Source organism: Autumnicola aciditolerans, assembly GCF_041679265.1.
Taxonomy (GTDB): domain Bacteria; phylum Bacteroidota; class Bacteroidia; order Flavobacteriales; family Flavobacteriaceae; genus Autumnicola.
In genome coordinates this window covers 283,768-297,336 of sequence record NZ_JBGFSM010000003.1, presented here as the reverse complement: position 1 = coordinate 297,336, position 13,569 = coordinate 283,768, and the positions used below count along the sequence as shown (strand labels likewise).

The 13,569-nt window shown below is 36.5% G+C and carries 14 protein-coding genes; 7 read left to right on the top strand and 7 right to left on the bottom strand.

The genetic code is table 11. The features are described 5' to 3' along the window. Position 1: 1 nt before the first annotated feature. The 7 genes from AB8M93_RS04790 to AB8M93_RS04760 form a co-directional block, all read right to left on the bottom strand. A complete protein-coding gene (locus AB8M93_RS04790; RefSeq protein WP_373056432.1) occupies positions 2 to 559 on the bottom strand; it encodes an ion channel in 558 nt (185 codons plus the stop codon). A 21-nt stretch (positions 560 to 580) separates the two neighbouring features. Next, entirely contained in the window at positions 581 to 808 is a 228-nt protein-coding gene (locus AB8M93_RS04785) for a hypothetical protein (protein ID WP_373056431.1), read from the bottom strand. A 283-nt stretch (positions 809 to 1,091) separates the two neighbouring features. Next, entirely contained in the window at positions 1,092 to 1,544 is a 453-nt protein-coding gene (locus AB8M93_RS04780; RefSeq protein ID WP_373056430.1) for a heme-binding domain-containing protein, read from the bottom strand. Continuing rightward, the gene (locus AB8M93_RS04775; RefSeq protein WP_373056429.1) at positions 1,545 to 2,147 is read right to left on the bottom strand and encodes a DUF3347 domain-containing protein; all 603 of its coding nucleotides are present in this window, start codon (positions 2,145 to 2,147) and stop codon (positions 1,545 to 1,547) included. A gap of 28 nt (positions 2,148 to 2,175) precedes the next feature. Continuing rightward, positions 2,176 to 2,712 carry a DUF3347 domain-containing protein gene (locus AB8M93_RS04770; RefSeq protein ID WP_373056428.1) on the bottom strand — a complete coding sequence of 179 codons (537 nt, stop codon included), beginning with the start codon at positions 2,710 to 2,712 and terminating at the stop codon, positions 2,176 to 2,178. Between the two features lie 235 nt (positions 2,713 to 2,947). Further along, positions 2,948 to 5,311 carry a multicopper oxidase domain-containing protein gene (locus tag AB8M93_RS04765; protein WP_373056427.1) on the bottom strand — a complete coding sequence of 788 codons (2,364 nt, stop codon included), beginning with the start codon at positions 5,309 to 5,311 and terminating at the stop codon, positions 2,948 to 2,950. A 78-nt stretch (positions 5,312 to 5,389) separates the two neighbouring features. Continuing rightward, positions 5,390 to 5,809, bottom strand: a complete 420-nt coding sequence (locus AB8M93_RS04760) for an HYC_CC_PP family protein (protein WP_373056426.1) — start codon at positions 5,807 to 5,809, stop codon at positions 5,390 to 5,392. A 430-nt stretch (positions 5,810 to 6,239) separates the two neighbouring features. On the opposite strand from AB8M93_RS04760, the gene AB8M93_RS04755 reads away from it, so the two are divergent. From AB8M93_RS04755 to AB8M93_RS04725, 7 genes are all read left to right on the top strand, one after another. Next, the gene (locus AB8M93_RS04755; protein ID WP_373056425.1) at positions 6,240 to 6,566 is read left to right on the top strand and encodes a DUF6660 family protein; all 327 of its coding nucleotides are present in this window, start codon (positions 6,240 to 6,242) and stop codon (positions 6,564 to 6,566) included. A 128-nt stretch (positions 6,567 to 6,694) separates the two neighbouring features. Next, positions 6,695 to 11,134, top strand: a complete 4,440-nt coding sequence (locus AB8M93_RS04750) for a CusA/CzcA family heavy metal efflux RND transporter (RefSeq protein WP_373056424.1) — start codon at positions 6,695 to 6,697, stop codon at positions 11,132 to 11,134. Between the two features lie 21 nt (positions 11,135 to 11,155). Continuing rightward, a complete protein-coding gene (locus tag AB8M93_RS04745; RefSeq protein ID WP_373056423.1) occupies positions 11,156 to 12,382 on the top strand; it encodes an efflux RND transporter periplasmic adaptor subunit in 1,227 nt (408 codons plus the stop codon). A gap of 29 nt (positions 12,383 to 12,411) precedes the next feature. Next, positions 12,412 to 12,750 carry a P-II family nitrogen regulator gene (locus tag AB8M93_RS04740; RefSeq protein WP_373056422.1) on the top strand — a complete coding sequence of 113 codons (339 nt, stop codon included), beginning with the start codon at positions 12,412 to 12,414 and terminating at the stop codon, positions 12,748 to 12,750. Between the two features lie 11 nt (positions 12,751 to 12,761). Beyond that, positions 12,762 to 13,196: a Fur family transcriptional regulator gene (locus tag AB8M93_RS04735; protein WP_373056421.1), complete on the top strand. Its 435-nt coding sequence runs from the start codon at positions 12,762 to 12,764 to the stop codon at positions 13,194 to 13,196. An 18-nt stretch (positions 13,197 to 13,214) separates the two neighbouring features. Continuing rightward, positions 13,215 to 13,367 (top strand): hypothetical protein, encoded by a 153-nt coding sequence (locus tag AB8M93_RS04730; RefSeq protein WP_373056420.1) that lies wholly within the window; start codon positions 13,215 to 13,217, stop codon positions 13,365 to 13,367. Between the two features lie 3 nt (positions 13,368 to 13,370). Next, complete coding sequence (locus AB8M93_RS04725; protein ID WP_373056419.1) at positions 13,371 to 13,568, top strand: SpoIIAA family protein; 198 nt, start codon at positions 13,371 to 13,373, stop codon at positions 13,566 to 13,568. The last annotated feature ends 1 nt before the right edge of the window (position 13,569 follow it).

Below are 13,569 nucleotides of genomic sequence, written 5' to 3'. Positions count from 1 at the left end.
ATTATGTATCTTGATTTATACGTATCTGATTAATATTAGCTATCCCGAACACTAGTACAAAAAATCTTAGTCCAACTTCCAACATCACTAAAGTTTTGGAAAGAATAGAAGTAGGTACGATATCTCCATAGCCTATTGAAGAAAAAGTAATAGCGCTAAAATAGAGGTGTTCATAAAAAATTTTATAGCCACTGGTTCCCCTTTCCAAACTGACTTTAAAATTTTTAGCATCCAAAAATTGAAGCGAAGTGAAATCTAGGGCAAATGATAAAATGATAAAGCTTATAAGTAGCCCGAACAAAACAAGTATATGACTTAACAAATGGCTCTGACCGATTATTTTCGTTAATTGGTTAAAAGAAAGCCTTACTATAAAAAATGTCTTTATTAACGCAAATATCAATATTGACCAAGACAACCATTTAAGATCTTTAAATTGCGGTAGAACCCAAAGACTTAAAATTGCAAAACCTGTAATTATTGCCATAGTTGGTAAGGCTTTATTCAAAAGTTGGATATAAAAATCATTTTTATATTCTATGTCTTTAGAATCACTCATAGATCAAATATGACATTAATTTTAATGATTGTAAATTTCTCCAAAAGATTTACTTTCGGTTTCGTTTATCCTTTTTAAAATATTTCCTTTTGTGATTTCTCTTCTGTCCTTAAATCCTATTGAGATCAATATTTCTTTTAAGCCTTCAATGGTGTTTTTATGGTAATTGGCGACTTTGTTTTTCTTATCCACCACCACTAACCTATCAGAAGAATGTCTATAATGGAGAAAATGGTATAATTGAACCATTTTTTGAAACCACTATTCTTATGCCTTTCTCCATTCCCTGTCTTACAGCTATCCTTCATCTTATTTTTTATTTTTGGCCTGACAAGGGAAGGGACTTTTTTTAACTAATTAAATTAAGAATACCCTTCCCTTACAGGACTTTTTAAATGTATCGCCAAAAGAAAAGATCAACTAACTAACCAATTATGAAAAAATCCTTCTCTTTTTTTGAGACATTCATTTATTTTTTAAAAATCAAATTCCCAGTATTTACCTTTTAAAATGTCCCTTTAGCTAAAATTTTCTATAAACTATTTTTTAATTCTACCATGTACTTAATAATTTCATCTTTTTCGCTTTGTGAAAGCTTTGCATCACTATGAATAAAAGTATAAGAGTCCAATGGCATTTCATCATCTTCTATCTGACTGATGATTGATCGGAGTTTACTGTTTTTTCTCCTTTCAGAAAGCTCGCCCCACATATTAAAATTTAATTCCGATTTTCCTTCTTTGATATGATCTTCCAGAAACCAGGCCACAGGTTGTATTTTATTGTACCACGGATATTCAGTATTGTTACTATGGCAATCATAACATGACACCAATATTTTATCCTGTATCTTTTGTGGGACATTATTTACCAACATAAAATCGGTTTTGGGCACAGTGTTACTTTGGTTGCGCTTGGTGGGCACAAACTGGATACCCACCAAAGCAACTAACAAAATCAGTGCACTGATTTTGACAATCTTCATTTAATTAATCTCTTTTTGCACTTTTCCACAATCCATCATTTTACTTCCCATATAAGGGTTTCTGATTTCTTGAGTTGCGCTCAACCATTGTGCGCCTTTATTGTCATTGTACATTGGACAAAAATCCTGATATAGCTTTTTATTAGTTCCGGTAATACCTATCATATCTATGACATCTTTGCTTAAAATATCAAAATGTTCCCTCTGATGTCCTATAGGGCTCTCTGAAATATGCTCTGCGTGTTCCTTTGCATCTTCAATAATATCAGCCAATTCCTGTTGTTCTTCTGAAGAATAATTACTCTTATCAAAATCTTCAAAAATGGCAACTAAATCACCTCCAGCCATGGCAGCATTTTCTTGATTATCTGCAACCAAAGCATTTTTAATTTTTAGATAAGAGTCAATAATTTGATCTGTAGCCTTGTTGTTTTGTGAATTATTCATTATTCTTTCTGAATCTTTCGTTTCAGTTTCTTGATGCATTTCATTAGACATTGGTTTAGAGACCGAATCTGGGTTGGTGTTATCTTTACAGCTATATGCTGTAAGTGATATTAAGACTAGGGCAAGTGTTCCTGAAAGTTTTCTTAATCGTTTCATATTCTTCGTTAATTTTTAGAGTTATTAATTATTTAGAAATTGTTTTTTTTACTGAACCGCAATTGGGCATTTTATCACCGAAATAAGGATTAGAAATTTCCGCAATATCAGCATACCAGTATGCTCCTTTGTTGTTGAAAGCCATGGGACAGAATTTTTTATAAATGGTACCTCCAGAGAGGGCATCTTCAAACATAGGACCTACTTTTTCCGTGAATTGATCAAAGAGCTCACGTTGTTTCTCAATGTCGTTTGTTTCTGCAATTTTTTCAGCAATACTTTTCATTTCAGATTTTTCTTCACTAAAAGAACTGGCCATACTATTGGAAATTTTTTTTGCCTGACTGACATCCGCATTTGTTAATGCCATTTTTATTTCTAAGTAATTATGCCATATTTTGCCAGTCATACCATCAATAAAATCCTGATCGGCAACATCAGGTGTCTTTTTTTCTTCCTTTTTTACCTCCTCAGGGGTATTCACTTCAACAGTTGTTTTTTCTTTGCAGCTTACACTCAAAAAAAACAACATTATAGCTATGGATACTATCAATACGTTTTTCATTTCATTAATTGTTTATTAACATTAGGTGTTCAGATTCCAAAATATATTTTATCATTCTTTTTGATATTTGAGCTATGGTCTGATATGTTTCTTATGGAATTTCTCCTTGCGCATTTTTTCATCCAGAATTCTCAGATCATTTTTTATTATTTCTTCCAGTCTTTAAGAAATAATAAAGGATAACTACTCTCAACAATAACAATCAATGCAACTCATAAATCATCATAGTTTCTTATTAAAACCTTGCGGAAAGCCCGCCACCCATACCAAAACGGTTATCGTAGCTTCCCATTATGGAAAAGTTTCTTCCTAATACATATTCTAAACCAACCTGCCACGTAGTTTCTTCTTCAAATTTTGTCCCGGCTTCGAAATCGTTTACCCAACCAAAATCCATTTGATATTCATATTCTCCATAGAGAGCAATATGGCGTGTAACCATTGTAGCTGTAGAGAGGCTTATCTGTGGGCGTAACTTATTATCTATACGTAAATCAGCATCTACAAGTAAAGGCAAAAGGTAACGTACACCCACCACTCCCGTGGTGGAAAGCTCATCAAGACTATCTTTCATTTCATTTTCCAGGTTTACCCCACCAAACACCCGAAAGTAACTATTTAGCCAACGTTCATAAGTAATTTCGGCTTCAAGGTTTTCATTCCATCCATATTCTGCCCTAGCGATAAACTGATTGCGTATATTGGTTGCGGTTAGGAACAGTTCAGTCATATGGCTGGCTGCTGTTACTTCGCCCCAAGTCCACATATGGTCTGCCTCAGTAGTCAAATTTGATAAAGGATACCCTTTTAATCGTTTATCACGCGGGGTATCATAACTAAAAACTCTGGCCATTCCCGCATTTAAATGATAAAGTATGTGGCAATGGAAAAACCAGTCCCCGGTTTCATTAGCATCAAATTCAATTACTACTTTTTGCATTGGAGCTACATTTACTGTATGTTTTAATGGACTTCGCTCGCCATTTTCATTTAGTACCCTAAAAAAATGCCCGTGTAAGTGCATTGGGTGGTGCATCATTGTCATATTATTCAAAGTGATGCGTACTACTTCCCCTTGGTTAATCTTTATTTTATCAGTTTCAGAAAGAGGTACGCCGTTGATGGACCATACGTAACGGTTCATATTTCCGGTCAGGTTGAACAGCATTTCGCGTATGGGTTTTCCATTTTCAAATTCGGTCTTTCCGGGAGCTTTTAAATAGTTATAATTGAACTCGGGGTTACCACCCGTTTTCTTATTGTCGCCAATCACTTTTTCTTGTGGTACCATATAACCCATTTTCATCCCGTCTTTCATTTCCATTTTTTCATTCTGCATCTGCATATCGCCGTGATTCATTTTGTCGTGGTCCATTTTGCTAGAATCCTTCTTCATATTCATCATTTTATCGTGCTTCATTTTATCATCTTTCATATCCATTTGCATTCCATCCATCTCCATCGCATATTTCTTCATTTTTTTGATAGAATCATTTTTTGAAGGATTGAATTTTGCGGCAGGCGCACCCATTTTCATACCCATTGACATCATTTCCTTCATCTGCTTAATCAAATCTGGTTTCGGTACAATAGGCGCCTGTAAAATTTCGCCGGTTCCCAAATAGGCAGAAGCCTGCCCCGATCCATCCTGGGATGTGGCACGAATTTCAAGTTTTCCGTTATCCGGAATCGTTACTATAAAGTCATAGGTTTCGGCAACACCAATAAGGGTTTTGTTTTTCTTTACGGGAACCACATCCAATCCATCTGCTGAGACCAACAATGGGTCTTCTCCTCCAAACGTAAGCCAGAAATAGGATGCAGCTGCAGCGTTTACAAAGCGCAAGCGTACCCTTTCTCCAGGTTGAAATTCTGGATATTGCTGTTCGGCCTTTCCGTTTATAAAGAACAGGTCATAGTAGTTATCAAGGATGGCCATATCGGGCATACGTTGCCACATCATTTTCAACTTAGCACCAGTAGCACCTTTAGCAATAACCTTATCCCAACTTTGTACTTGATTTTTTTTGATGAGATACCATTCATTACCTCGCTTCAGATTCTTCAATTGTGACTTTGGATTTTCGTCCATCCAATCGGACAATACTAGAACTAAGTCTTCGTCATATTCTAACTCGGTTTGTTGGGGGTTTATTTGAATAGACCCGTAAACGCCTCGCTGTTCTTGTAATCCAGTATGAGAATGATACCAATAAGTTCCAGATTGTTTTAGAGCAAACTTATATTGAAATGTTTCCCCTGGCTGTATGGGAGGTGTGGTTAGGTAAGGCACTCCATCGTAAAAATTAGGCAATATCAACCCGTGCCAATGTACCGATGTTTCTTCATCCATATTGTTGGTTACATTAATAATTGCAAATTCCCCTTCTGTGAATTCTAAGTTAGGCCCGGGAATACCACCGTTAATGGTCATCGCCTTTACCTCTTTTCCAGTATAGTTGACTGTTTCATAATCTATAATTAGATTATATTCACGCTCCGGCCAGTTATCTACATTCTCTTCGGTTAGATTTGCTGTCTGGGCAGTTACGTTTATTGTTATTTGAAGAAATAATAATATTGATAATTTTATTTTCATTTATTGCATTTTAGATTAAAAGAATATATCAGTAACACTTTCTAATAATTAATATTAGCGTGTAATCCAAAACTGAGACTAAATGAGGAGGGTATCAAAAAAAATATACAAGCGATTTTTTAATGCTGGTAGCGGATGGGTAATCGGCATACTACTTTCAACATCTTCAAAATTTAATACTAAGATCAAATTAAATTCAGATGGATAGGCTATGACAGGAAAAGAAGGGAAAGAAAGAAATGAAGGAAAAGAGTTTTTTAATTCATTTTGGCCTTCTATTAAAACTTGGTTATCGGTACAACAGGTATTATTTGCTTGTAATTTTTCATTTTCACTATCTATTGAATTCTCAAAACAACAAGACTTTGTTTTTTGAAATATTGCACTATCAATTAATAGCTCACCACAATAATGTCTATTTACTGAAAATGAGAGAGTCGAAAAAACAACCAGGAAGCCTAAGCTATTAATAAGGATATTTTTAAAAATCTTAATCACAATATTCTGGTTAGTTTTAAATCAATAAAATTAAAGCTAATCTTCTGATGACAGTATTAAAAATTTGTAATAAACTTTCATTTTTTGGTAACGTCTTAACTTCATTATCACAAAATAACATAAACTGTATATGCTTATTTGGTTTTATTTTAACCTGAAAAAAATAATTTTTTATCCTATTGATTATACTGAAAAGGATATTACTCTAAAATAAAGTGTTTGTTAACAAGTATTTCGATACTCAGAACAAAATTTTCTATTTAATAAGTTCTCAAATTTGGATAAATAGAACCTTATTATTTAATAAAAATGGTCATTTTCTTTTAAAGAACCGTGAAAATGACTTAATTCGAGCAGTAAAATTTTTAATTGAATTCCCTCACAAGTCTTTTGCACACCCTGTGCATCCCTATTTTCTTATCTTTGTTGTGTGAAAATAATCGCATTCATATTATCATTATATGTGTTCGGGCTCAATTTACTAGCCTGTAACGATAACGACTCTTCAGTAATCTCTTCAGATTCTGAAATAACCGCGGTTAGTTTTCAGGAGATGGATCTTGACCACTCCCACAATCAGATAGCAGATTTATGTCCACCATTTTGTAGTTGTCATTGCTGCCATGTACACACTGTAGATTTTGGTTCTTCAAATTTTGAACCTTTGGTTACGGACATTCCATCCAAAGCATTTGTTCATTTCGATAATTTTGGAGATGAACCTATTCTTTCCTTTTTAGATCCTCCAAGGGTTTAATTCAGTTTTTTAATAGGATAACTATATCCTTTTTTGGCCCTTAACACCAGTTTTTATTGTGATCAGGGCGATATCGATTTTTCTTCTTAGGAACTATCGAGATGTTTAACTGAATTAATTTTTCTTATATGATTAATAGAATCATTTCATTTTCCATTAATAATAAATTTATTGTTGGACTACTTACTATAGCGCTTATTGGTACTGGTATTTGGTCCATGTCTACCGTAAATCTGGGATCGGTACCAGATATTACCAACAATCAGGTGCAGGTGATTACCCAATCCCCTAATCTGGCTACCGAAGATATTGAACAGTTTGTAACCTATCCTGTAGAACTTTCCATGGGGAATTTACCCGGAGTTACAGAAATACGATCGGTTTCCCGGTTTGGACTTTCTGTAGTTACCATCGTTTTTAAAGACGATATGGGAACTTACCTGCCCCGTCAGCTTGTTCAGGAAAAGCTTAATGAATTGAACCAAACAATTCCAGAAAAATTTGGCAGTCCGGCGATGGGCCCAATATCCACCGGCTTAGGGCAAATTTATGAATACACGATTAAACCGGAAGAAGGATATGCAGACGACTATTCTCCCATGGAGCTTCGAACAATTCAGGACTGGATAGTTAAACGTCAACTAACCCTGTTGGAAGGAGTGGTTGAAGTAAATTCTTTTGGAGGTTCAATAAAGCAATACGAGGTTGCCGTTAATCCGGAAAAATTAAACAGTACCGGTATCAGTATATCTGAAGTTTACGAAGCTTTGTCCCGTAATAATGTGAATACAGGGGGAGCTTATATTGAAAAAAATAAAATGTCCAATTTTATAAGAGGGGAAGGATTAATTCGCTCGTTGGACGATATTAGAGAGATTTCTATCACCACCCAAAATGGCATTCCGGTGACTATTGGAGATGTTGCTGAAAATGTTCAGTATGGAAGTCAGGTGCGGTATGGTGCTTTTACCCAGGATGGCGAAGAAGCAGTGGGTGGAATTATTATGATGCTTAAAGGAGCCAATCCAAATGCCGTAATTCAGGATGTTAAAGATCGTATGGCCGAGGTATCAAAATCTTTGCCTGAAGGTTTAACCATCGCACCTATCATTGACCGAAGTGAATTGATAGGAAGAACTACCGATACTGTTAAAACTAATTTACTGGAAGGTGCATTGATAGTGATTTTTGCACTGGTGATATTACTGGGAAGTCTAAGAGGTGGCCTTATAACCGCTACTACCATCCCATTGTCCCTGCTCTTTGCCTTTATTCTCATGAAACAATTCAATGTTTGGGCAAATTTAATGAGTCTGGGTGCGATTGACTTCGGAATCATTATAGACGGGGCAGTTATTATTATTGAAGGCACTGTATATGAAATACAAAAGCGCATTCGATCCGGTAAAATAAAATTCAAGAAGGGTGTCATGGATGAGGTGGCGTATGATGCAGGGAGTACTATGATGGGTTCTGCCTTCTTCGGACAAATCATTATACTTATTGTTTTTGCACCTATTCTCTTTCTTACGGGTGTAGAAGGAAAAATGTTTCGACCCATGGCATTTACCTTCGGTTTTGCCATGATTGGGGCAATTTTCTTATGCCTTACTTACGTACCCATGATGTCCGCTTTACTGATGAAACCTATTCAGAATAAAAAGAACTGGTTTGGCAGGTTCGAACGCTGGCTGGAAAAAATAAGCGATAAAATTATTCGTGCAATTCAAAAAGTATATATGCCTTTACTTAGAGGGGCATTAAAACTGAAATTAATAGTACTTGGTTCCGCAGTAGTATTACTTATTATTGCTGGTTTTCTATTTTCCAGAATGGGAGGGGAATTCGTTCCACAACTCGATGAAGGGGATATAGCCATGCAGGCGTTAATTAGGCCTGGTAGCTCACTTACAGAATCCATAGAGGTCTCTAAAAAAATAGAAAATTTACTTTTAGAAAATTTCCCCGAAATTAAAACAGCTACGGCGAGAATAGGGGTGGCTGATATTCCTACAGATCCTATGCCTATGGACATAGCAGATATGTACCTGATCCTTGAAAAAGATAAGGATAAATGGACTACATCTGATACTAAAGAAGGGTTGATAGAACAAATCAAGGAAAAACTTAACGAAGAGCTTACCGGGGTCAACCTGGTATTTACCCAACCGGTAGAGCTACGCTTTAATGAGTTGCTTGAAGGTGTCAGGGAAGATATTGCGGTTAAATTATATGGGGAAGATCTGAAAGTCCTGTCAGAAAAAGTGCAGGAGATGGCAGATATTATTCAAACTGTGCCCGGAGCAGGAGATGTGAATCCTGAAAGAACTTCTGGTTTACCGCAAATGACCGTAAAATTTAATCGTAGGAAAATTGCCCAATATGGGTTGGACATTCAAAAGGTTAACGATTACATAAGCACCGCATTCGCCGGAGGTACAGCGGGAGTTATTTTTGAAGGAGAAAAACGCTTTGATTTGGTGATACGTTTCGATGAAAATCATCGAAAGAATATTGATGATCTGCGGGGGATGTATATAGATCTTCCCGATGGAACCCAGGTGCCTATCAAAGAAGTGGCTAATATTGAATATGTGGCGGGACCCATGCAAATTTCCAGGGATGACACTTATAGAAGAACCTATGTAGGGGTTAATGCCCGGGGTAGGGATGTGGAATCTGTAGTGAATGACATTCAGCAGAAACTGGATGAAGAATTAGATTTACCTCCAGGCTATTATATTTCTTATGGCGGGGAATTCGAGAACCTCCAAAGTGCTAAAGACCGATTAATCATCGTAGTTCCAATTGCGCTATTTTTAATTTTTGTCCTCCTATATTTTGCCTTACAGTCTTTTTCCCAATCTATCATGATTTATATAGCAATTCCATTGGCTGCCATTGGAGGCGTGTTCGCCTTGTGGATAAGGGATATGCCATTCAGTATTTCTGCCGGTGTGGGATTCATCGTATTATTTGGGGTAGCAGTTTTAAACGGACTGGTACTTATCAATAGATTTAATTCCTTAAAAGAAGAAGGAGTGACCAGTATAAGAGAAAGGATTTTTACAGGAACCAAAGAACGAATTAGACCTATTATGTTAACAGCGACAACAGATATTTTTGGCTTTTTGCCGATGGCATTTTCTACTTCGGCGGGTGCAGAAGTGCAACAACCACTTGCTACGGTAGTAATTGGTGGGATGCTTACAGCGACTTTGCTAACGCTCATTGTGCTACCGGTGCTTTATACTTTTGTAGAAAGGAAACGGGAAAAGAAAAAACAAAAGTCCAACGAGCTTAAAAACACCTATTCAGGATCTTTGGCTACCATCCTGGTTATAGGTTGCATTCTGGGCGGGACTTTTTCAGCTTCCGCTCAATCAAACACGGAGGAAAGTAGCCAGGATTTACAAGATAGTTTGCAAACTATTAGTTTGGAAAATGCGAAAGAGATGGCGGTTAAAAACTATCCTCAGTTAAAAGCTGCTCAGCTCGCAATAGAAGGTGAAGAAGTATTAAGCAAAACAGCTTTTGATTTTGGGAATACTCAAATCTTTACAGGAAAAGAAGAAGTAGGAAATGGATCTGACGGTATTTATACTAAAATAGGGGTTCAACAACAGGGCATTGATATCTTCGGAATTGCACCCCGCTTAAAGTTGCAAAAAGAAAGAGTAGCTCTTGCAGAAAACGCTTTGGATCTTAATACTATAGAAATTGAACGCCGGGTAAGCCGGGCCTGGGCTTCGGTTTATTCTCAAAAAAAGATATATCAGGTATATAAGAAAATGGATTCAATATTTGAAGATATTGAACGCGCTGCCCGGATTAGATATGAAACAGAAGCCACCTCCAAACTGGAATACCTGGCCACCTCCAATCAGGGAAACGAGGTTAGAATACAGTTAGAGCAATCTTTTCGAAATTATCAAAAGTCATTGCAACAACTAAATCTCTGGCTGGCCAGCGATACCTTATACGACGTTCCCGAGGTATCGGCTGAAACATTAGATGAACCATTAAATTTTTTAGTGGAATCACTAGAAAATCATCCATTTCTAAATGTAGCTGAGCAGAGGGTAGATGTAGCCAGGGCTATTACGAAAGAACGGAAATCTGAGTTCTTGCCTAAACTTCAGGGACAATATGCCATGCAGGAAATAAATGGACAATCGGGGTTTTATCAATACCAAATAGGTATACAGATTCCATTATTCTTTGGTCCCACATTGGGACGTACACAGGAAGCAAAAATCAACCGGGAGATCGCAGAACAGAATTTTTATCAGGATAAACTGGAACTGGAAACAGAATATATGAATATGCGGGAAGAATTTATAAAATGGAGAAATTCCTGGAACTATTATAAAGAGGAAGCTCTTCCTTTGGCTAAGGAGCAACAGAACGGATCTGTGCTGGCATTTAAAGAAGGAGCTATAGATTATGTGACTTTTCTTCAAAATATAAGGGATGCAATTCGTATCGAGGTGAATGCGTGGGGCGCTTTCAATGATTATCTCGATAGCCGTTACCAACTCGAATATTATCTGAAAAATTCAAAGTAAAAAATTAAACATAAAAACGATATGAATATTAAAACTATAAATCTCCTGATGCTTGCTTTTTCACTTACGCTGTTTATAGGTTGTAAGGAAGACTCTAATACAGAAGAAAACAGCTCCGGGGAAACAGCTTCTCATTCAGAAGAAGAAAATAAGGAGAACAATGAAAAAGAAAGTGGGATGCGTTCAGTACACCTTTCTGAATTAAAATTTAACAGCCTGGGAATCAAAGTAGATTCGTTAGGTACCAAAGCACTCTCTGGGATAGTAGAAGCAAATGGGCAATTGGAAGTGCCGCCTCAGTACGAAGCTACCGTTACTGCAATTTTAGGAGGTAATGTTACTTCTATAAAGGTTATTGAAGGTGATAAGGTTAGGAAAGGAGAAGTCCTTGCATACCTTTCCCATCCTAACTTAACAAAGATGCAAACAGATTATATTAATGCATATAACAGGATGCAGTTTTTAGAAAAAGAATTTGAAAGACAACAACGTTTATATGAAGCAGAAGTCGGTTCTGGAAAGACGTTTCAACAAACCCAGGCAGATTTTCAGTCGGTAAAAGGAGAAGTGAGTGGGTATGAATCTCAATTGCGACAATTAAATATAAATGCTACACAAGTAAGAAATGGAAACCTTTACGAATATGTTCCTGTGGTTAGTCCAATAGCGGGTTTTATAGAAAAGGTAAAGGTGCAAATAGGGCAATATGTGGAGCCACAAACCAGTATGTTCATGGTCGTTGATAATGAGCACGTCCATGCCGATTTAATGGTTTTTGAAAAAGATATTTATAAGGTGAAAGAGGGTCAGAAAATTTCTTTTACGCTGGAATCTGTCCCTGGAAGCAATTTAACAGGAGAAATATATTCCGTAGGAAAACAATTTGAACAAAATCCGAAAGCCGTTCATGTACACGCCGAAATTGACAAAAAAGAGGACTACCTGATTCCGGGAATGTATATACAGGGGAAAATAAGGACTGGTGAAGCACCAGTCCCTGCTTTGCCGGAAGAAGCGGTCATTGAAGAAGATGGGAACCCATATATTTTTACCGCCCAGAAACATCAGGAGGAAGGTAAAACGGAATGGGAACTGAAACCTGTTCAGGTGAGAACGGGAATAACCGAAGATGGCTGGGTAGAAATTAAACTTTTGGAATCATTACCGGAAGGTACGATGGTGGCCTACAATAATGCCTATTATCTGGTTTCTGAAATGCAAAAGAGTCAAACTTCCCACGGTCATTAAAATTGAAAACACTATAAAAAGATTCAAACATGAAAGAAATCAAAGCATTTATAAAACCAAAAAGGGTTCAGAAGGTAATTGAAGCTTTAAGTGAAAAGGGATTTAAAAGTATGACTATTTCACAGGGGGAGGGTACTGGCTCCTTCAAAGCAAAGGGAGCTTCTCCATCACTGGATTTTCATATTACCGATAGTCCTGTAGTAAAACTTGAGCTGGTATGCCAGAACGAAGAAGCGCAATCGGCCATAGCTATAATCCTTGAAAACGGTAAAACGCCAGATCCAGGTGATGGTATTATTTATTTATCAAATATTGAAGATGCTTTTCAGATTAAAACCGGAATGTCTTTAAAGAAACATGACTCGTAATACGTTGAAAAATGAATGAGATAGAAAAAATATTGGAAGCGCATGACGTTCGTCCTACGGCAATGCGTATTTTGATTTATAGATTTATGGGAAAAATGGAACGGGCCGTGGCACTTACCGAAATAGAGAATGCATTTGTAAAGGCTGATCGAGCTACCTTATCCCGTACAATTAAGACCTTTGAAATCAGCGGAATTGTGCATCAAATTGATGACGGGACAGGAATACCAAAATATGCGCTTTGTGAAAGCGATTGCAATTGCGAGATAGAACAGGATTTACATATTCATTTCCATTGTACCAGTTGCGATGAAACAGTTTGTTTGACAGATCATAAAATTCCTCATATTAATTTACCGGAAGGTTATATAGCTGAAAATGTAAACTTAGTAGTAAAAGGAATTTGTGAAAAGTGTAATGGTGATTTTACTAACTCCAGGATTTAAATTTACCAATATTGGGATATGATCATAGTTTATAAAAGAGACAAGACGTTATATACGGTCATTAAAAATAATTTTGACGAGGAAGATTTTGAAAAGCTATATGTGACATTACAGGATCATATAAAAAACCATACAAAAACCAGCTGGTATGTCGAAATGGAGGACATTTAATACTTGGCAAAAAGTGTCTTAAACAAAATCAAGATATTTGAATTCTCCAGGGAAGAACATTTAAAAAATGTCGCTTTTGTAGGTAAAGTAAAATGGCAGGAACAATTTACTGAATTACTGAAGCCGTTTACTAAGGCACAGATTAAACTTTTTAGAGATAACGAAAAAGCATCGGCCAAAGAATGGATAATAAACGCCTAAC

Bases quoted from the DNA above. Each gene is read 5' to 3' on its own strand.
- AB8M93_RS04765 (WP_373056427.1), bottom strand. From the start codon at position 5,311: ATGAAAATAAAATTATCAATATTATTATTTCTTCAAATAACAATAAAC.
- AB8M93_RS04740 (WP_373056422.1), top strand. From the start codon at position 12,412: ATGAAAGAAATCAAAGCATTTATAAAACCAAAAAGGGTTCAGAAGGTA.
- AB8M93_RS04790 (WP_373056432.1), bottom strand. From the start codon at position 559: ATGAGTGATTCTAAAGACATAGAATATAAAAATGATTTTTATATCCAA.
- AB8M93_RS04750 (WP_373056424.1), top strand. From the start codon at position 6,695: ATGATTAATAGAATCATTTCATTTTCCATTAATAATAAATTTATTGTT.
- AB8M93_RS04735 (WP_373056421.1), top strand. From the start codon at position 12,762: ATGAATGAGATAGAAAAAATATTGGAAGCGCATGACGTTCGTCCTACG.
- AB8M93_RS04785 (WP_373056431.1), bottom strand. From the start codon at position 808: ATGGTTCAATTATACCATTTTCTCCATTATAGACATTCTTCTGATAGG.
- AB8M93_RS04780 (WP_373056430.1), bottom strand. From the start codon at position 1,544: ATGAAGATTGTCAAAATCAGTGCACTGATTTTGTTAGTTGCTTTGGTG.
- AB8M93_RS04745 (WP_373056423.1), top strand. From the start codon at position 11,156: ATGAATATTAAAACTATAAATCTCCTGATGCTTGCTTTTTCACTTACG.
- AB8M93_RS04730 (WP_373056420.1), top strand. From the start codon at position 13,215: ATGATCATAGTTTATAAAAGAGACAAGACGTTATATACGGTCATTAAA.
- AB8M93_RS04770 (WP_373056428.1), bottom strand. From the start codon at position 2,712: ATGAAAAACGTATTGATAGTATCCATAGCTATAATGTTGTTTTTTTTG.
- AB8M93_RS04775 (WP_373056429.1), bottom strand. From the start codon at position 2,147: ATGAAACGATTAAGAAAACTTTCAGGAACACTTGCCCTAGTCTTAATA.